The 19,626-nt window shown below is 73.6% G+C and carries 14 protein-coding genes; 7 read left to right on the top strand and 7 right to left on the bottom strand.

Features of this window, described 5'->3' with window-relative positions; genetic code table 11:
- Window positions 1–101 precede the first annotated feature (101 nt).
- The 3 genes from O7625_RS16665 to O7625_RS16655 form a co-directional block, all read right to left on the bottom strand.
- Window positions 102–1,337 (bottom strand): beta-ketoacyl-[acyl-carrier-protein] synthase family protein, encoded by a 1,236-nt coding sequence (locus O7625_RS16665; protein WP_282339745.1) that lies wholly within the window; start codon window positions 1,335–1,337, stop codon window positions 102–104.
- Between the two features lie 97 nt (window positions 1,338–1,434).
- Entirely contained in the window at window positions 1,435–1,695 is a 261-nt protein-coding gene (locus O7625_RS16660; RefSeq protein ID WP_067305017.1) for an acyl carrier protein, read from the bottom strand.
- Window positions 1,696–1,865: 170 nt separating this feature from the next.
- Complete coding sequence (locus O7625_RS16655; protein ID WP_282339743.1) at window positions 1,866–3,149, bottom strand: cytochrome P450; 1,284 nt, start codon at window positions 3,147–3,149, stop codon at window positions 1,866–1,868.
- Between the two features lie 231 nt (window positions 3,150–3,380).
- Between O7625_RS16655 and O7625_RS16650 the strand changes: the two genes are divergently transcribed.
- From O7625_RS16650 to O7625_RS16620, 7 genes are all read left to right on the top strand, one after another.
- Entirely contained in the window at window positions 3,381–3,926 is a 546-nt protein-coding gene (locus O7625_RS16650; RefSeq protein ID WP_067305011.1) for a sigma-70 family RNA polymerase sigma factor, read from the top strand.
- The gene (locus O7625_RS16645; RefSeq protein WP_282339742.1) at window positions 3,923–4,684 is read left to right on the top strand and encodes a hypothetical protein; all 762 of its coding nucleotides are present in this window, start codon (window positions 3,923–3,925) and stop codon (window positions 4,682–4,684) included. Before O7625_RS16650 ends, O7625_RS16645 begins: the two co-directional genes overlap by 4 nt.
- A gap of 113 nt (window positions 4,685–4,797) precedes the next feature.
- Window positions 4,798–5,280, top strand: coding sequence for a hypothetical protein (locus O7625_RS16640; RefSeq protein WP_282339741.1), 483 nt, complete (start codon window positions 4,798–4,800; stop codon window positions 5,278–5,280).
- Window positions 5,281–5,367: 87 nt separating this feature from the next.
- Window positions 5,368–5,814 (top strand): hypothetical protein, encoded by a 447-nt coding sequence (locus O7625_RS16635; protein WP_282339740.1) that lies wholly within the window; start codon window positions 5,368–5,370, stop codon window positions 5,812–5,814.
- Between the two features lie 196 nt (window positions 5,815–6,010).
- Window positions 6,011–8,269 carry a catalase gene (locus O7625_RS16630; RefSeq protein WP_282339738.1) on the top strand — a complete coding sequence of 753 codons (2,259 nt, stop codon included), beginning with the start codon at window positions 6,011–6,013 and terminating at the stop codon, window positions 8,267–8,269.
- 118 nt (window positions 8,270–8,387) lie between these two features.
- A complete protein-coding gene (locus tag O7625_RS16625; RefSeq protein WP_282339736.1) occupies window positions 8,388–8,828 on the top strand; it encodes a hypothetical protein in 441 nt (146 codons plus the stop codon).
- Between the two features lie 249 nt (window positions 8,829–9,077).
- A complete protein-coding gene (locus tag O7625_RS16620) occupies window positions 9,078–10,736 on the top strand; it encodes a lectin (protein WP_282339734.1) in 1,659 nt (552 codons plus the stop codon).
- A 193-nt stretch (window positions 10,737–10,929) separates the two neighbouring features.
- Here the strand turns inward: O7625_RS16620 and O7625_RS16615 are convergent, their stop codons facing one another.
- From O7625_RS16615 to O7625_RS16600, 4 genes are all read right to left on the bottom strand, one after another.
- Window positions 10,930–11,433 carry a hypothetical protein gene (locus O7625_RS16615; RefSeq protein ID WP_282339732.1) on the bottom strand — a complete coding sequence of 168 codons (504 nt, stop codon included), beginning with the start codon at window positions 11,431–11,433 and terminating at the stop codon, window positions 10,930–10,932.
- Window positions 11,430–12,368, bottom strand: a complete 939-nt coding sequence (locus O7625_RS16610; protein WP_282339729.1) for an NAD(P)H-binding protein — start codon at window positions 12,366–12,368, stop codon at window positions 11,430–11,432. The genes O7625_RS16615 and O7625_RS16610 overlap by 4 nt, the downstream gene beginning before the upstream one ends.
- 111 nt (window positions 12,369–12,479) lie before the next feature.
- Window positions 12,480–15,728, bottom strand: coding sequence for an AAA family ATPase (locus O7625_RS16605; RefSeq protein WP_282339727.1), 3,249 nt, complete (start codon window positions 15,726–15,728; stop codon window positions 12,480–12,482).
- 168 nt (window positions 15,729–15,896) lie between these two features.
- The gene (locus tag O7625_RS16600; protein WP_282339725.1) at window positions 15,897–19,601 is read right to left on the bottom strand and encodes a hypothetical protein; all 3,705 of its coding nucleotides are present in this window, start codon (window positions 19,599–19,601) and stop codon (window positions 15,897–15,899) included.
- Window positions 19,602–19,626: the final 25 nt, after the last annotated feature.

The raw sequence follows: 19,626 nt of genomic DNA, 5'->3' as shown, positions 1-19,626 counted from the left end.
TGCTGACGGTGCGAGCCGTCCGACGCGCCGCCTGCTGACGGTGCGCTGAGCCGTCCGACGCGCTGTCGGGTGACCGCCGGCGTGGTGCCGGCGGCGGCCGGTCACGCCCCCGGGTGGCCGAGGATCAGGCTGACGTTGTGGCCGCCGAAGCCGAAGGAGTTGGACATCACGGTGGCCACCGCGGTGGTCCGGGGCTGCTTGCGGATGTGGTCGATCTCGTCGGCCGGGTCCGGTTCGTCGAGGTTGTGGGTCGGCGGCAGCACGCCGCGCCGCAGCGCCTCGACGCCGATGGCCGCCTCGATCACCCCGGAGACGCCGAGCACGTGCCCGGTCACCCCCTTGGTGGAACTCACCGGCGGGGTGGCCGCACCGTAGACGTCCCGCAGCGCGGCCACCTCGGCCGCGTCGCCGGCCTTGGTGCTGGTGCCGTGGGCGTTGAGGTACCCGATGTCGTCGGGGCGCAGCCCGGCGTCGCGCAGCGCCGTCCGCATGCAGTGCGCGGCGCCGGAACCGTCGGGGCGCGGGGTGGTGGGATGGTAGGCGTCGTTGTTCGCGCCCCACCCGAGCAGGTCGGCGTGCCGCCGGGCGCCGCGCGCCACCGCGTGTGCGGTGCGTTCCAGCACGAACATCCCGGCGCCCTCGCCCAGGACGAGGCCGTTGCGGCGGCGGTCGAACGGGCGGCTCGCGGCGGTCGGGTCGGACCAGCCGCGGGCGAGCGCGCGGGCGTTGCCGAACGCGTCGGCGAAGGTCGGGAAGAGGGGTGCCTCGCTGCATCCGCAGAGCACCACGTCGGCTTCGTCGGCGCGGAGGATCCGCACCGCCTCGCCGATCGACTGGGCGCCGGCCGCGCAGGCGGTCCCGATCGACGAGGTATAGCCCCGGATGCCGTACCGAATGGCGATCCGGGCCGCGCCCATGTTGGGCAGCGTCCCGGGCAGCATGTACGGACTGACCCCGAACCGGCCCCGCTCGGCCCGCGCGAGTACCTGGTCGGCCAGCGTGGACAGCCCGCCGACCCCGGAGACGATCACGGCGACCCGGTACGGGTCGACGTCCCGGCCCACCTCGATACCGGCGTCGGCCAGCGCGTCCCCGGCCGCCCGCAGGGCCATCACGATCGAGCGGTCCGCCACCCGGGACTCGGGGCCGGGCAGCACGCTGGCCGGGTCGATGGCCGGGCTGAACGCCGCGACGTCGACGACGCCGTGCACGGGGTGCCCCTCGGCGGGTCGGGTCAGGCCGGACCGGCCCTCGCAGACCGCGTCGAACACCTCGGCGGCCCGGGAGCCGACGGGGCTCACCAGCCCGATCCCGGTCACCGTCACGCCGGCGGGCACGGGTGTCCCTTCCGTCCGGTCCCGTCGACCCGCCGCACCGGCGAGCCATGCCGGTGACCCGCTGGGCGGACGACGCGGGACGACGTGGCGGGCATGCTCAGTGCGCCGAGGCGGGCTGGATCCGCAGCGACACCGTGCGGCAGAACTCGCCGACGGTCATCATGGACAGCGCCTCCGCCTCGTCGTCGTCGAAGGTCACCCCGAACCGGTCCTCCACCCGCACCGCCAACTCGGCGAGGCCGAGCGAGTCCACGTCGAGACCGGCCGGACCGAACACGGTGTCGTCGTCGGCGTCGGAGATGTCGTACTTCATCTCGGTCAGCGCGGCGAAGAGGAACGCGCGGATCTCATCGGTCATGTCCGTTGTTTCCTTTCCGGAGATCGGCGTCGGCGGACCCGGCGGCCGGTGGGGACGCGGAAGGCGTGGCGGTGGCCGGGGACGCGGCCGGGAACCAGGGGCGACGTCGGTGTGAACCGTCGCCGGCTGGCCACCGGAGCAGCCGCTCCGTCGGAATTGACCTTACTCAATCAAGACGGTTCCGCAAGGTCCACCCGGACGGTGCGGACCGACCGATCGGCGTGCGGGGCGACCACGTGCACGGGCAGCCGGTCGTGGCCCCGCAGCATGAGTTCACGCCGCTCGCCGGGGGCCTCGGCGAGCGTCAGCCCGGGGAACCGGTCCAGCAGCCGGGGCAGGACGAGCCGGCCCTCCGCCCGGCCGAGCGCGGCACCGAGACAGTAGTGCGGCCCACCGCTGAACGCCAGGTGCCGATTGTCCCGGCGGGACGGGTCGAAGGAGTCCGGTGCGGTGAACCGGCGCGGATCGCGGTTGGCCGCCCCGGTCAGTACCAGCACCGACCGTCCCTTGGCGACGGTCACCCCGGCGATCTCGGTTTCCTCGGCGGCGTAGCGGACCGCGAAGTGCACCGGTGGCTCGTACCGCAGGATCTCCTCTACGTAGGAGGGTGCCAGCGACGGGTCGGCGCGCAGCGCGGCGAGCGCGGCGGGCCGCGCGACGAGCAGGGACAGCCCGTTGCCGAACAGGTTCGCGGTGGTCCGGAACCCGGCGTTGTACATGACGATGAGGTTGGCCGACAGCTCGGCCTCGGTCAGCTGGTCGGGCTGCTCGTCGCGGATCCGGACGAGGGCCGAGACGAGGTCGTCGCGGGGTTCCGCCCGCCGAGCGGCCACCAGGGCGGCGAAGTAGCCGGTCAGCTCCTCGGCGGCGGCGTTGGCGGCCCGGATCTCCCGGAACGAGCGCGGCCCGATCTCCAGCACGGCGTCGAACGCCCGGACCCGGGACGGGAACCAGTCCCAGTCGCGCTGCGGCACTCCGAGCAGCTCGCCGACGACGGCGCTGGGCAGCGGCAGGGCGAACGCGGCCATGAAGTCGACCGGCCGACCGTCGGCACCCGCCTCGGCGAGCCCGTCGAGCAGCCCGTCGGCGATCCGCAGGATGGCCGGTTCCAGCGCGGCGACCCGGCGGGCGGTCAGCGCCTGGCCGAAGAGCTGGCGCAGCCGGGCGTGCTCGTCGGGCGGGGCGTTGAACATACTGGCCTGGAGGGTGCGGATCACCGGGTGGTCGCGCCAGCGCAGGCCGGACCGGTCCAGGTGGTCGGCGTCGAGCACCCGGAAGACCGGATCCCGCAGGACCCGGTGGGCGGCGTCGTAGCCGTGCACCACTGCCGCGTACGGGGCCGTCGGGGGAAGCGCGGCCGCCTCCCCCAGCTCGTGCAGCCGGGCGTAGTACGGGTACGGATCGCGTCGTACCTTGTCGCCGAGCAGCTCGTCGAGGGAGACGGAGAAACCCATGGCGCTCCTCGGACGACGTGCACGGGCGGAGGATGCGCAGACCATAGACGCATCGGCGGCGACGTGTCCACGACCGCTCCGGCCGACGGCACCGGGCGCACCGGGCCGGTCGTCGGCCGCCGTGACGAACCGGCAGGTCAGCCGCCCCGCCGGGTGGCACGGTGGAATCCGGTGTGACAGTTACGGCGGAGGCGGACAGGTAGGGGGTGTGACAGCGATCGAGAGGCAGACATGAGCAGTGGTGACGACGGTGCCCGGGAGCAGCGGTTCCGTCGCGTGCACGCCGCGACGTACCCCGACCTGCTGCGGTTCGTCCAGCGGCGGGTTCCGCCCAGCGAGGCCGAGGACGTCGTGTCGACGGTCTTCCTCACCGCCTGGCGTCGACTCGACGACATGCCCGAGGACGCCCGGCCCTGGTTGTTCGCGGTGGCCCGCCGGACGATGGCGAACCAGACGCGCAGCTGGCTGCGGCGGCAGGCGCTGGACGTACGGCTGGTGACCCAGGACGAGCCCGCGTACGGCGACGGCACCGTCGACGCCGCTGCCCGGATCGACCTCGATCGGGCCTGGCGGAGTCTGCGGCCCGACGACCGGGAGGTGCTGGCGCTGGTGGCGTTCGACGGACTGACCGCCGGACAGGCCGCCACCGTGCTGGGGTGTCGCCGCTCGACGTTCGCCATGCGGCTGAGCCGGGCCCGGGAACGCCTCCGCGCCGCGCTCGAACCCGCCGCCGTCCGCCCGCACGCCCTCACCGTTCTCAAGGAGCAGCAGTCATGAAGGATCTGGAACAGCTCGCCGTGCTCGACCCGGCCGGTGGACACGAGCCGACTCCGGCCGAGTGGGCCCGGGCGAACGCGCTCGTCGACCGGATCGTCGAGGGCGGGACGACCGCCCACACCGCGCCGGCCCGCCGGCCGACGACCCGGCGGTGGGCGGTCGGCCTGGTCGCCGCCGGGGCGGCTGCGGTGGTCGGGGCGGTCACGGTCCCGTCGCTGCTGCCGGGATCCATGGACCGGGCCCTCGCCTCCTGGACCCCGGTGCCCGGTTCGCTCACCGGCGAGCAGGTCATGCCGCAGGCCCGTCGGTGCGCCGAGAGCGGGGTGGGCAGCGACCCGTCGGCGCCGGTCAGCCCGTCCGACGTGCTCCTGGCCGAACAGCGCGGGGTGGCCACCCTGCTGATCCAGCGGCGTGGCGCGGGCGTGATCGAGTGCATGAGCGTGGACGGGGATCGGCCCGCCGCGATGGCGTTGACGGACGGTCCCCTGCCGCCGCCCGCCGCCGGCACCGTCAACGTGGAGACGCGCAGTTCGGTCGGTGACGGTGATGACCAGTACTCGAATGTCGTCGGCCTGGTCGGTCCGTCGGTGACCGGCGTCGACCTGGTCCTCGCCGACGGCAGGACCGTCCGGACCAGCACCAGGGGTGGCTGGTGGGCCGCGTGGTGGCCGGGCCCGGAGGGTGGCGAGATCGGCAGCATCACCGTGCTGGTGCACCACACCGCCGGCACGTCCACCCACCGGATCGAGGACCTGTGACCGGCCGGGGCCGGCCGGTCAGGAATCGAGAAGCCAACGCTGTCACCTGGTCATAGCCTGTATCCGGTGGCCGGCAGGACGCCGCGCCTCGTCCACCCAGTGAGGGAGCCCGCGTGTCCACGAAGAGTTCGACCACCGCGTCCGGCGGCGACACCGCCGAGCCGACCACCGGAACCGACGGGTTCAGCCCCGAGGAGCGCGCCGCGATGCGGGAACGCGCCGCCGAGTTGCGCGCCGAGGGGAAGAAGGGAGCCAAGAAGGCCGACGGGATGCAGGCGGTGCTGGACCGGATCGCCCAGATGGCCCCGGCGGACCGGGTGCTCGCCGAACGGGTGCACCTGACGGTCACCGCGGCCGCCCCGCAGCTGTCCCCGAAGACCTGGTACGGGATGCCGGCGTACGCGAACGAGGACGGCAAGGTCGTCGTCTTCTTCCAGGACGCCGGCAAGTTCAACTACCGGTACTCGACCCTGGGTTTCCAGGAGTCGGCCCACCTCGACGACGGCGACATGTGGCCGGTGTCGTACGCGCTGCGCGCCTGGAGCCCGGCGGTGGAGAAGCGGGTCCGCGAACTGGTGACGGCAGCGGTGGCCTGACCGACGGGTGGCCGGACGGCGGGCGCCCCGGGGCGGCGGGGCGGGCGCCCGGGGTGTCAGCGCCGTGTCGACGGGTATCCGGCGGCAATGACGCCGACCAGCAGAGCCCTGATCGCCGGCGCGGCCGGTGCGTCCGCCCTCAACGCCGTCACCTACCTCGACATGGTGGTCCGGGCCCGACCGGCCAGCACCGCCGCCGAGGACAGCGCCGGCCGGCTGGCCGAACTGGCCCACGTCGACCTCGGCGACCAGCGAACCGCCGCCAACCGGCGGTCCGGGCTCGGGCCGCTGCTCGGCTACGCCACCTCGGTGGCGGCCGCCGCCGGCTACGCGGCGGCCGGTGGGCGCCGGCTGCCGACCGTCGTGTCCGTCCTGGCGCTGACCGGCCTGGCGATGATCGGATCCAACGGCCCGCTGACCGTCCTGCGGGTCACCGATCCACGGACCTGGTCGGCCACCGACTGGATCACCGATCTGGTCCCGCACCTGGCGTACGGCGCGGTCACCGCCGTCACCCTGCGCGCCCTGCGCTGAGCCGGACCGCTCTGCGGCGACCACCGGCAGCGGCAGGGCGTCGGGCCGCCCCTCGGCGGCCGGGCCACCGAGCCCGCCACGGCAGTGGGCTGGGTCCGAGGGCGGCAACTCCGGACGATACCCGCGTGTTTTGCGGTGGAGTGCCCGGGTAGGGGAAGAAGACCCGTTCCCCGCTCCACGAAGAGGTGCCACCCAGATGGAATCCCGCAAGCCGACCGAGGTCGTCAAGGACGTGGTGGACGCCGCGGCAGAGAAGGTGTCCCAGTTGACGGCCCCCGAGGTGCCCGGCGCACCGGGCAGCGCGCCGCCCACCGTCGACGAGCCCACCACCCCGCACGACCCGCTGCCGCCCAAGCAGGAGCAGGGCGCACCCGAGACGCGCACCCCGACCGGTGCGGTCACCGGGGCGCCGGCCGTCGCCAACGGCCAGCAGGGCGCGTTCCTGACCACCTCGCAGGGGGCCAGGCTGCGCGACACCGACCACTCGCTGAAGGCCGGGGCGCGCGGCCCGACGCTGCTCCAGGACCACCACTTCCGCGAGAAGATCACCCACTTCGACCACGAGCGCATCCCCGAGCGGGTGGTGCACGCGCGGGGTGCGGGCGCACACGGCGTCTTCACCGGGTACGGCGCACAGGAGGTCACCCGGGCCGGTTTCCTGCGCAAGGGGAAGGAGACGCCGGTGTTCGTCCGGTTCTCCACCGTGCTGGGCTCCCGGGGCTCGGCCGACACCGTGCGGGACACCCGGGGGTTCGCCACCAAGTTCTACACCGACGAGGGGACCTTCGACCTGGTCGGCAACAACATGCCGGTCTTCTTCATCCAGGACGCGATCAAGTTCCCGGACATCATCCACGCCGGCAAGCCGCACCCGGACCGGGAGATCCCGCAGGCGCAGAGCGCCCACGACACCTTCTGGGACTTCGTCTCGCTGCACACCGAGGCGCAGCACCACACGATGTGGAACATGTCCGACCGGGGCGTCCCGCGCTCGTACCGGACCATGGAGGGTTTCGGGGTGCACACCTTCCGGCTGGTGAACGAGGCCGGGGCGACGGTACTGGCCAAGTTCCACTGGAAGCCGAAGCTGGGCGTGCACTCGCTGGAGTGGGAGGAGGCGCAGCTGCTCGCCGGCATGGACCCCGACTTCCACCGGCGTGACCTCTACGACGCCATCGAGGCCGGCGCGTACCCGGAGTGGGAGCTCGGCCTCCAGGTCTTCCCGGACACCCCGGAGGAGACCTTCGCCGGCATCGACCTGCTCGACCCCACCAAGATCGTCCCGGAGGAGCTGGCCCCGGTGCAGCCGGTCGGCAGGCTGGTGCTCAACCGGACGCCGACGAACTTCTTCGCCGAGACCGAGCAGGTCGCCTTCCACCTCGGCCACCTGGTGCCGGGCATCGACGTCACCAACGACCCGCTGTTGCAGGGCCGGCTCTTCTCGTACGTCGACACCCAGCTCACCCGGCTGGGCGGGCCCAACTTCGCACAGATCCCGATCAACCGGCCGCACGCGCCGGTCAACGACATGCTCCGCGACGGGTTCCACCAGCACGCCGTGCACGCCGGGGTCGCGCCCTACCGGCCGAACTCGCTCGACGGGGGCAACCCGTTCCCGGCCGGGGACGCCGAGAACGCGTTTCTCGACGTGCCGGTGACCGTGGCCGAGGCCCCGAAGGTCCGGGCCAACCCGGTCTCCTTCGACGACCACTTCAGCCAGGCCCGGCTGTTCTGGCTGAGCATGTCGCCGGTGGAGCGGGAACACATCATCCGGGCCTACACCTTCGAGCTGGGCAAGTGCTACCACCAGGCGATCCGGGAACGGCAGTTGCGGTGCCTGGCCAACATCGACCCGGTGCTCTGCGCCGAGGTGGCCACCGGTCTGGGGCTGCCGACGCCGGAGCCGACCGTGCCGCTGGCCGACGTCACGCCCAGCCCGGCGCTGTCCCAGGTCGGCCGCACCTGGCCGGCCGACGGCCGGACGGTCGGCATCGTGGTCGACGCCGGAGCCGACGCGGACGGCGTCTCGCGGGTGTGCCGGGAGGTGTCCGCCGCCGGCATGGTGCCGCTGGTGATCGCCGCGCACGGCGGCACGGTGGACGGCCTGACCGTGCAGCGGACCTTCGCCACCGGCCGCTCGGTCGAACTGGACCTGTTGCTGCTGGCCGGGGCTCCCGCTCCCGCGCCGGACGCGCGGCCGGCCCGGGACGCCAAGGCCGGCGCGGCGGACGCCACCGTCGTGGATCCCCGGGTGCTGCTGCTGGTGCAGGAGTGCTGGCGGCACGCCAAGGTGATCGGCGCCTGGGGTGACGGCGTGCGGGTGCTGGAGCTGGCCGGGGTGGTCGGCGCCGCCGGGGTGCTGACCGGCGACTCGGGCACCGGCGTGCTCGCCGACGCGCAGCCGCTTCTGGCCGCGCACCGGGTCTGGGAACGGTTCCCCGCCGCGGTCTCCTGAGCACGGCTTGTCGACGGGGGCGTCCCTACTGGACGCCCCCGTCCGGTCTGCGCGTCTCCCGCACCGAGACGGAAGACCGCCGTGGAACGGGGTTGCCGGGAGCCCATACTGTCGGTTCGTGGCCACCGAGGCAGACCTCTCCACCCGTGGTTTCGTCATCCTGATCTTCGGCGTCGCCGTGCTGCTGTGCTGCGGTGTGCCGACCTCCGGCTTCTACCTCTACCTCAAGGACACCCGGGACGAGCCCGCCATCCGCGCTGCCGGCGAGGCGTACCTGTCCGCCGTTGTGCGGCGGGACCCCGGCGGCACGTACGACCTGTTGTGCGCGGCCGACCGACGCCGGGAGTCGCGGGCGGCCTGGGTGGGCCGGGCTCCGGACCCGTCCGGGCCGACCGGGTTCCGAATCACCGACGTGACCATCAAACGCCCGAGCGAGACCCCGACCCTGCGTTCGGTGACCGCCAAACTCACCTATCCCGACCGGGCGTCCCGGACGGTGCACCTGTCCGTCGAGCGGCAGGACGGCGACTGGAAGGTGTGCAGCCCGGAGGTGCGGTGACCGACGGCCCGGAAGCGGGAGCACAGGGCGGACAGGGCGGGGCACCAGGCGGGCGGCGGCCAGGACACGGGGGCGCTGGGCGGGCCGCCTGGACGCGGGGCACGGGGCGGGCGACCCCGGACGCCGGGCGGGCGCCGGCACCGGCCGCCGCCCCAGGGGCGTGTATTGACGTCAGATGTCAGACGAATTACGTTGGCGATCGTCGATGTATTTACCATCGCGGCCTGCACCCCGACGAGGAGCGTGCACATGTTCAGACGAAAAGTCGCCCTGCTGTCCCCGGTACTGCTCGCCGCGACCCTGGGCACCGCGGTGGTCACCGGCACGGTGCTGCTCAGCGGCGCCCCACCCGCGCAGGCGCTGGAGAACGGCCTGGCCCGCACCCCGCAGATGGGCTGGAACGACTGGAACTCGTTCGGGTGCAACGTCAACGAGACGCTGATCCGGCAGACCGCCGACACACTGGTCTCCAGCGGGATGGCCGCCGCCGGCTACGAGTACGTCAACATCGACGACTGCTGGTCGACCAGGCAGCGCAACGCCAGCGGCGACCTGGTCGCCGACCCGGCGAAGTTCCCCAGCGGCATGAAGGCGCTCGCCGACTACGTCCACGGCAAGGGCCTCAAGCTGGGCATCTACTCGTCGGCCGGGACGACCACCTGCGCCGGCTACCCGGCCAGCATCAACTACGAGCAGCGCGACGCCAACCTCTGGGCGTCCTGGGGCGTCGACTACCTCAAGTACGACAACTGCGGTGACCACCTCGGTCGCAACGGGCAACAGCGCTACACCGCGATGCGGGACGCGCTGGCGGCCACCGGCCGCAAGATCCTCTACAGCCTGTGCAACTGGGGCCAGGAGAGCGTCTGGACCTGGGGCGCGGCGGTGGGCAACTCCTGGCGCAACACCGGGGACATCGGTGGCAACTGGAACTCCATCATGGGCATCCTCGACCAGCAGGTCGGCAAGGACTCGTACGCCCGACCCGGCGCGTGGAACGACCCGGACATGCTGGAGGTCGGCAACGGCCCCACCGAGACCGAGTCGCGCGCCCACTTCAGCCTCTGGGCGCTGTTGAACGCCCCGCTGCTGGCCGGCAACGACCTGCGCACCATGTCGGCGGCCACCCGGACCATCCTGACCAACACCGAGGTCATCGCGGTCGACCAGGACTGGGGTGGCCGGCAGGGCTACAAGATCAGCGACAGCGGTGACCTGGAGGTCTGGCGCAAGCCGATGTCCTCGGGCGGGGTGGCCACGGTGCTGCTCAACCGGGGTGGCGGAACGGCCACGGTCTCCACCACGGCCAGCGCGCTCGGCCTCGGCAGCGCCTCGTCCTACGCGGTCCGGGACCTGTGGGCGCACAGTACCTCGACGTCGACCGGCACGATCAGCGCCTCGGTGCCGGCGCACGGCGCGGCGATGTTCGTGGTGACCGGCGGCGGCACTCCCCCGCCCACCACCCCGCCGCCGACGACGCCGCCCCCGACCACCCCGCCGCCGACGACGCCCCCGCCGGGCACGACGACGGCTGTCCGCAACGTCTCCGCCGGCCGGTGCCTGGACGTCAACGGCGCGACGCAGACCAACGGCGCCGCGGCCATCGTCTGGGACTGCCACGGCCAGGCCAACCAGTCGTGGACGTCGACCAGCAGCCAGGAGCTGCGGGTCTACGGCACCAAGTGTCTGGACGTCAACAACGCCGGCACCGCCAACGGCACCTCGGTGATCATCTGGGACTGCAACGGCCAGTCGAACCAGAAGTGGCGCTTCAACGCCGACGGCACCATCACGGCGGTCGGCTCGGGGCGCTGCCTGGACCTGGTTTCCAACGGCACGGCGAACGGCACCCGTACCCAGATCTGGGACTGCAACGGCGCCGCCGGTCAACGGTGGAGCCGCGGCTGACCCGGCCCACCGGCCGCCACCGTACCGCCGAAACCTGCCACCACCGGCCCGACGAGCGGTCTCGGCGACGCGCCGCCGCGGGCACGACCCGCGCGGCGCGTCGCCGCCGCGGTCCGGCGGACGGGCCTGCCCCGGGGGGTGTCGGACCTCACCCGCCCGGGCGGCACCGGAGGCGGGACCGGACCCACCTGTGTCAGCCGCGTCCGGTGATCTCCACGGTGACGCGGGCGAGCGTCCGGCCCGTCCCGTCCAGCACGGTCAGCCGGACCCGCCCGTCGGCGACGTCTACAGCGGTGGCGGCGACCAGGAACCGCTGGGCGTGGACGTCCGCCCGGACAGCCGACGACCCGACCAGGACCGTCCGCGCCTCCCGAAGGGGTAGGTAGCCCACCAGAGCACCCAGGATCTCGCTGACCGCGTACTCCGGTCCGCCGCCGCTGGTGCCGACCGCCGCCGCGGAACGGCCGGCGACGAGACTCTCCACGTAGCAACCCGACGGTCCTGTCCAGAGCCGCAGCGTACGACCGTCGTCCAGGGTGACCGTCTCGACATCGACATAGCCGGAGGGCGGCTGCCAGCTACCTGCGGACCCCGCCGGTGGGTCCGGTGCGACGACGACGACCGCCGCGATCGTCAGGGACACCGCCGCGAGCCCGAGGAGACTGCGCAGTGGCGAGCGGGGCGGGGCGGCGGTCATGCGGGGGTTCCGCCGGCCGGCGGTACGGGCGCGGTGAAGGTGTCGCGCAGCGCCGGCTCCAGGGACCGGCCGGTGGTCGGGGTGAGGAACAGCTCGGCGAGCAGGAGGTCGGCGAGGTGGGCCGGGTTGATCCCGGCCTCCCGGCCCGTCAGGGCGTGCACCGCGCCGCCACAGCGCAGCGAGGCGCGTACCGCTGCGGCGGGCAGCCGACCGACCCGGCGGGGACGGCCGACCGACCCGGCGATGCGGGTCATCATCTCCGCCCAGCTCAGGTTCTCGTCGGCGACCGGAACGTCCCCGCCACGGGCCTGTTCGAGCGCGTCGACCGCGATCTCGGCGACGCTGTCCACCGAGGCGGTGGCGGTCCCGCCGACGGGGGCGACCAGGGGTGCCCGGGACCGTGCCCAGCGGTCCAGCGGACCGGCCCAGTTGGGCAGCCGGTCGCCGACCCGGCCGAAGACGAACGGCAGCTCCAGCACGGCGACCGGCAGCCCCGGGCCGGCGGCGGCCCGTCCCTCCCCGGCCTGTTCCCGCCGGCACCTGACGTACGCGTGGTGTGCCGCGAGCCGCCACTGTGGATGCAGCCGGTCGAAATGGGTGTAGTACGAGCCCATGACGACCCCCCGGGTGAGTCCCTCGTGACGGGCGGCGGTGAACAGGCGTACCACCGGCTCGACGAGTTCCCGGCGCAGGGCCGGGTGGGCCGGCCTGGGTAACACCCGCTGTTCGTCCGCCCGGGTGGCCAGGACGACACCGTCGTGGCCGGCGAGCAACGGCCGGAGGTCGTCGATCGTGGCGGACTGCAGGTCGAGCAGGTGGTCGACGCCCGGCCGGGCGGTACGGGCGACCGAGGTCACCGCGTGCCCCCGCCCGCGCAGCACGTCGACCACCCGGGTACCGATCAGACCGCTGCCGCCCACCACGAGAATCCGCACGGCCCATCGTCCACTCCGGACCGGTCAGCTTGTCAAGCCGTACTCCCCCGGCACCGGTGGGTGGGTCACCCACGGCGCGGCGGCACCGGCCACGTGCGCCGGACCGGGTCCTCAGCGTCGACGTTCCGGTCTGCACCCGCCCGCAGCCGGTCGCCGTCGCCGCGCGGGTCGGGTCGGCAGCTCGGCGAGGAGCCGCTCGGCCCGCCGGGTGTGCAGGAAGGCCCCCCGGTCGGCGGAGACCGCCCGCGCCCGCTCGGCGGCGGCCCGGACGACCTCGACCGGCTCACCCCGCGCCTGGAGGAGCCGGGCCCGCAGCAGGAGTAGCAGCCCCTCCGGATGGCGCTGGCCGCACGACTCCAGATAGAAGTCGGCCCGGTCGAGTGCGGTCGCGGCCTCCTCGACCGCCCCACCGGCGATGAGCATCTCGGCGAGGAGACCGTGCCAGGCGGCGACGTCCGAGCGGGGCGGGTCGAGCAGGTGGGCGGCGATGAGCTGACGCGCCTGCTCCGCGTTGCCGACCGGATCCCGGCCGGTCACCGCCAGCGCCCAGCAGCGGGCCAGCCGCTGGTAGGTGCCGAGGAAGACGAAGGAGAAGCCGGGATCCACCGCGATGCCCCGCCCGGAGGCGCGCAGCGCCAGCGCCGGATCACCGACGAGCACCGCGATCCGGGTGGCGGCGCACGCCCACACGGTGAGCATGTACGGGTCCTCCCCGGCCAGGTCTTCGAGCCCGTCGAGCAGGGTCCGCCCGTCCGCGACCTCACCGTGCAACGTGGTCACCTCGGCCAGCATCGCGGCCATCAGCAGCTGGAGGTCGTGCCGCACGGGATCCTCGTCCCGACGGGGAATGTCGAAGATCATCTCCCGGGACCGGTCCAGCCAGCGCACCGCCTCACCGATCTCCCCGTAGTCCCACTGTTGCAGGCCCCAGGCGTGCAGTCCGCACGCGAGCACCCACGGGTCGCCGGACTCCTCGCCCCGTCGCCGCAGCCGGCGGGCCAGCGGGGCGCTGCGGTCGAGGTCGACCGCCTGGACCAGGGCGGCCCAGCGGGAGTAGAGGAAGCTGGCCGCCTCCCGTTCCAGGCCGAGGCCACGGGCCAGGTGCTCGGCCCGCTCCAGCAGATCGGTCACCGAGAAGCCGTACATCGAGCGCATGCCGAGGACCGCGGTGAGCTGGGCCAGCGCGGACAACTCCCCCTCGGCGAGGCCGGCGGCCCGGGCCACCTGCACGGCCGCGCGCAGACGTCGCTCGGCGACGTCGAGCGCCGACTTGCCCGCCGCGTGCCGGCCCGCGTCGACCAACGCCCGGACGGTCCGGGCCGGCTCGGCGAGCAGCCCGGCGGACCACAGGTGGTGCCCGAGACGTTCGGCCACCGTCTCGGCCTCCGGACCGCCCCGATCAGGCCGTACCGGGGTCGTCCCGGGGGGCGTTCGTTCGAGCGCGTCGGCGATCCGCAGGTGCAGCTGGCCGACCTGCGTCGGCCGGGTGGTCGCGGTCACCGCCTCGCGGACCAGGTCGTGGGCGAACCGCAGCGAGAACGGGTCGTCCGGCCGGCTCTCCAGCATGCCGAACGCCAGCGCGGGTTCCAGCCGTTCGAGGCAGCTGTCGAGGTCGAGACCGGCGGCGCGGGCGAGCAGCCCGAGTTCGACGTCCCGGCCGATCAGCGCGGCGATCCGGAGCAGGTCACGGGTCTCGGCGTCCAGCCCGGACATCCGGTCGATGACCACGTCCCGCACGGTCGCCGGCACGCCGGCCCGCCCCCGGGGCCGGTCGGCGAGCAGCCGGGACAGTTCCCGGACGAAGAACGGGTTCCCGCCGGTGCGGCTGAGGATGCCGCGGGTCGCGTCGGCGGTGGGAGCCGCGCCGGTCTCCCGGCGGACGAGTTCGGCCACCTCGGCCTCGTTCAGGTTGCCGAGCTGGATCCGCTGGTGGCCGGGGAGCCGGCTGACCGTGGCGAGCATCCGGGACAGCGCGGAGCCCGGCGTGGGGGCGCGGTCACGCAGCGCGCCGATCAGGGCGGTGCCGCCGGGGAGGCGGGCCGCCAGGTGACCGACCAGCTGGAGGGACGCGCTGTCGCCCCATTGCAGGTCGTCGAGCGCGAGCACGGTGGGCCGCCGCGCCGAGGCCGCGGCGACGATCGCGACGACCTGCTCGAAGAGCCGGAACGGGAAACCGTTGTCGGGCAGCACCGGCGCGGCGAGGACGTCCGGGCGCGGTTCCAGGAGGCTGCCCAGCTCCCGGCCGACCGGGACGTCCCGCTGCGCGGCGGGCAGACCGTCGAGGAGGCCGCGGACGGCCTGGACCCAGGGCCACATCGAGGGGGTGCCGCCGCCGTCGAGGCAGTGCCCCCGCACGACGAGCGCGCCGCGCTGTTCCGCCTCGGCGGTGGCCTCCCGGAGCAGCCGGGTCTTGCCGACCCCGGGCTCGCCCTGCACGATCACCAGCCCGGTGCCACCGGCGCAGGCGGCGGCGGTCGCGTGCCGGAGGGCGGCGAGTTCGCCGACCCGGCCGACCAGGCCGCCGCCCGTCGGGGTCCGTGGCGTGGGCGGCGTCGACGCCCGGCCGGACACCCGGTGGTACGCCTGCCACAGGGCCGGATCGGGACCGACCCCCAGTTGTTCGGCGAGGTCGGCCCGGACGGCCCGGAACACGGCCAGCGCCTGTGCCTGCTGGCCGGCGGCGGCCAGCGCGGTGACCAGCGCCGCCTGCACCGGCTCGTGCAGGGGCGCCATCGTGGCGGCCAGTCGCAGCGGAGCCAGCACCTGGTGCGGCTGCCCCGACGCGACGGCCAACCCGGCGGCGGCGACGGCGGCGGTGAAGAACTCCCCGTCCAGGGCGGAGAAGAGGGCGACGGCGCCCGGCCGGTGCGGGTGGCCGTCACCGGCCGGGCCGCGCCACAGCGCGAGCGCCCGGACGTACGCGTCGAGGGCGGCCCCGTCGCGGCCCTCGGCAAGGTGGGCGGTGGCAGCCCCGACGTGCTCCCGGAAGGCCATCAGGTCGAGCGTCTCCGCCGAGGTGGACAGCCGGTAGCCGGTCGGGTGCCGGAGCAGGTAGGAGCCGGGCGCGCGGGGCGGCAGCCCGGGCTCCAACAGCCGGCGCAGCGCGCCCACGTACTTGTGGATGACGTTGACCGCGCTCGCCGGGGCGTCGTCACCCCAGACGAGGTCGATCAGCTCGGCGGTGCTGACCGGCCCCCCGGCGCGGGCCAGCAGCAGGACGAGCAGGTAGGCCCGCTGGCGGGGCCCGGGGTCCAGCTCGACGCCGCCCCGCCGGACGCGGAGCGGGCCGAGGATCTGGAGTCGTAGTGCGCCTTCCGGCCGTGTCCGGTGCCCGCTCTCCCCCGACCACAGCCCAGCCACGCCTCGGTAACCCCCGGCCGTCGGTGATATCGACGCCCTTCAGCTTACGCCGAAGCCCCGCAATGCCGACCGGAGATCTGGGCGTGCCCCGGCCAGCAGCCAGCGGGCGGAGGGCGACGCCCACGGGCAGCGGGCGGCGAGCGGCGGTTCACGGGCGGCGGCCGGGGCTCACCACCGCCAGCCCTCCCGCCCGGTGTCCGGCACGGACTCCACGCTCAGGTGCGCGTGCAGGCCGTGGTCGGTGAGATAGGTCTGGAGGAGCTGACCCTGCACGACCGTGTTGTTGTAGATGGTCATCGAGGTGCTGTCCTGGTGGACGCACCAGAGCTGACCCTGGCTGTGCGGGTCGTAGGTGTCCAGCACGACGTGCGCGCCGGGCAGTGGCAGGCCGCCGTCCGGGCTGGACGTCAGGTACTCGTCGCCGTACAGCAGGTAGAAGCACCGGTCGGCACCGCGCTGCCCGGCCGGCACCGGCTGCCACTCCCGGCTGCCGGTGGTGGCCGGCAGCAGTTGCACCGGCCGGCCCTCGACGCCGTCCGGGCCGGCCACCCCCAGCTCGGCCGCCGTGCCGGCGGGGGCGACGACGGGCAGGATGTCCCGGCGCAGTTCGAGGTCGGTCGAGGAGGAGAAGAACCAGCGTTGGTACGGCGAGTCCGTCGCGTCCCGGGCGGCCAGCAGGAAGTCGCCCGGCAGGGTGGTGAGCGCCTGGCCGGTCAGGTAGTTGAGCAGGGTGTACGTGCCGTCGCCGTTGCTCACCGGCCGCCACAGCTGGGTCAACGACGGTGACCAGCCCAGTCCCGCGCGGGCGTCCGGGGCGGCGTCGGCCAGGCCCAGGAAGCGGTCGTCGGTCGAGTTGCCCTCCCGGACCCGTTGCAGGCGCAGGTAACCGGGGAACTCGTTGTCCCATTCCAGCCGCCACTGCTGTGCCCGCGACGGGTCGTACGCGGTGTCCACGACCAGCGGTCCGCCGTTGGGTTCGGCGTCGGCGACGGAGGTGGTGGCGGCGTTACGCAGCAGTGCCCGGCCGGGCATCGTGGGGGTGGCCAGCGGTGGCACCTCCGCGGCGGCGCGCAGGTCGAAGCCGTAGGTCACCGGGTGGTGGTCGGAGTTGGTGATGGTCCGTTCCGTGTGCGCCTGGAACAGTGTCGGTGCGCCGTTGCCGAAGTCGGTCACGGCGTAGTCCAGCATCCGGTCCGGCCCGAGGGTCGGGTGGGTGTTGGCGTCCGGGGCCATCACGGCGAACTGGTTGGCCGGCAGCGCGTTACGCAGGTTCTGCGGCTCCCGGTTGAAGTCGCCGAGCACGACCCACTCGTACGGGAGACCGGTCGTCGGATCGGGGTTGTTCTGGAGATACGTGCGGATGTTCGCCAGCATGGTCGGCATGTCGTTGCCGTTGCCCGACCAGCCGTGCACGGTGAAGAAGAACGTCGCACCGATCCGCACGCCGAGTGCCGGCCGGGCACCCGCCGCACCGGCGACCACGACGACCTGGTCGGCCCGCTGCGCGGTGGCGATGGCCAGGTTGACCCGGTTCGGGCCCTGCGTCGAGGTGTCCGTGTTCAACCAGTACAGGTGCCGGGTGGGTTCACCGAGCAGGGTGCCCAGGTAGTACTCGTAGACCGGGGGGAAGACGCCGTTGTTCTGGAACACCTGCTGGGTGTGCCGGCCCCGCTCGTGCGCGCTGCCGGCCGGTGGTGACCCGGCCTCCTGGAGCGCCACCGCCAGCACCCCCGCGCTGAGGAAGCCCGTCACGGTCGCGTACTTGTTCTCGTAGGTGCCGCCCGCGCTGGAGCCCGCGCCCTGCATGTTCCAGGTCACCACCGTCTGCCGGTTCCCGGCGCGCGGGTCGAGCTGGCCGACGTCGCGCAGGAACAGTGACGGCCACCGCTCGCCGGTCCGCACCGCCACGCCCTGCCCGGCGTAGTTCACGGTCTCCCGGCCGGACCAGTCCTTGATCGGCGCACCGCCCTGGCTCAGCGGGGTGAACGCGCGCGGGTTCGCCGCGTCGGAGCCGAACTGGTAGATCGCCTCCGCCTCGCCGCTGTCGCTGGAGTACGGCTCGTAGGGCAGGTAGGGGCCACCGGCGACGGACTGTTTGATCATCGTGTTGCGGTGGAAGACGTTCTGCGGGCCGGACGCGCCGGACCACTTGATCGCCTTGGCCGCCGCCGCCCACCAGATCGGGAACCAGGTGCCGTCCTCCAGCTCGCCGCCCTCGCCGCCGCAGTTGGCGGTGCAACTGCCCGACCGGTGCTCGTACGGGACGCGGACGGTGTTGCCCTCGAACAGGTTGTAGCGTTCCCAGCCGCCGTGCAGGTTGAGGTCGGAATCCAGGTCGTTGCCGAACGCCACGTTGCCGCTGGCCGACCACTGGAAGGTGAAGTGCCGCAGGTTCCGGCTGGTGTTGTAGGCCCACAGCGAGTCCCACACCCGGCTGCCGCGCAGGTAGCCGTTGCCGCCCTTGCCCTTGTTCCACGCCCCGTCGAACGTGTTGTGCTCGATCTGGAGGTTGCGGGCGACCTCGGTGACGATCGGGTGCGAGCCGGTCATCGACCCGGCCAGCCCACGTGCCCAACTGTTCGCCGCCCACTTGAAGGCGATGCCGTGCATGGCGTACTCGGGGGCCAGGTTGCCGTAGTTGTGCACGGCGTCGGTCGGGCTCGGCTGGTAGACGCCGCCGAGCAGCTTCGGCAGGCCGGACATCTCCTGGGAGAAGGCGAAGTTCTCGAAGCCGACGCCCTCCACCGCCCGCAGCGGCGTGATCTTGCTGGTGTAGACGGTGCCGGCGATCGGCGCCGAGCCGTCCGAGGTGGAGTCGACCGGCACGTCGTACTCCAGCGGACGGTCCAGCGTGACGGTCTTCGCCGACGTGTTCACGGCGGTCGCCCGGAACATCTGCTGCCGCATGTGCAGGTTCTCGCGGGTGCCGGGATCGTCCGGGGAGAGCCCCTGCTGCTCGTAGAAGCGCAGGCTGTTGGCGGCCCCGACCCAGACGTAGCCGCCGGCCCGGAAGCCGTCCATCTTCGCCTTGCTGTCGAGGCGGATCACGTTCTGCCCCGCACGCGCCGAGAAGCCCGGGTCGGCCGAGGCGGAACCCAGCTTCTGACCGGAGGCCCAGTGCTGGTTGATCGAGCCCTCGAACAGGTCCTTGCGGTTGGCCGGGGCGGCGGACCATTCGTCGGCGTACCGGTCGGCGACCTCGCGGGTCTGCACCTTGAACAGGGCACGGCCGGGCCAGATCCAGCCGCCGGTGCCGGTGTCCGGTGCCGAGCCGAACGTCATGGCGTCCTGGTTCCACCGGCTGCCGTCGGCGGTGAGCGTGTCGTACCGGGTGTTGACGTCCGGCCGGAACACGATCCGCGTCCCGCCGCTGCCGGACCCCTGGCCCCGGAGCACCAGGAAGTTCGCGTCGACGTAGATCTGCCGGGAGATGTCGATCCGCCCGGCCGGCAACGCGATCAGCGAGAGCCGGCGCGCGTTGCCCGACGGCGAGCAGGTGGCCTTGATCCGGTCGATGGCCGACTGGAGGCCCCCGCTGTCGTCCACCGCGTCGTCGGCGCGGACCCCGAACTCGGCGGCCAGCCGCGCCGTGTCGATCGTGCACGCGCCGCCCGCCAGATCCGCGTCGGTCGGCAACGACTGACCGCCGAGATAGCCGACCCGGGACCAGTCGGGCAGCCCGGCGACCCCGCCGATCCGGTTGCCGGCGGCCAGGTCGGCATCCCCCGCGACGCCCGCCACCAACGACGCCGCCACGCCTGTCGACGACGGCACCCCCGCCGGCCGGGCCGCCGTCCGCGCCGACGACGGCGGGGGCACGGCGACCGGCACGACGAGCAACAGCCCCAGCAGTACGCGGGCGGCGCGGACCATGGTCGTCTCCCCTGTTCCGGGTGGT

The sequence above is a fragment of the Micromonospora sp. WMMD714 genome (assembly GCF_029581315.1).
Taxonomy (GTDB): Bacteria; Actinomycetota; Actinomycetes; order Mycobacteriales; family Micromonosporaceae; genus Micromonospora; species Micromonospora rifamycinica.
Note: the sequence above shows the minus strand (reverse complement) of the source record. Positions and strands in the feature narration are given on the sequence as shown.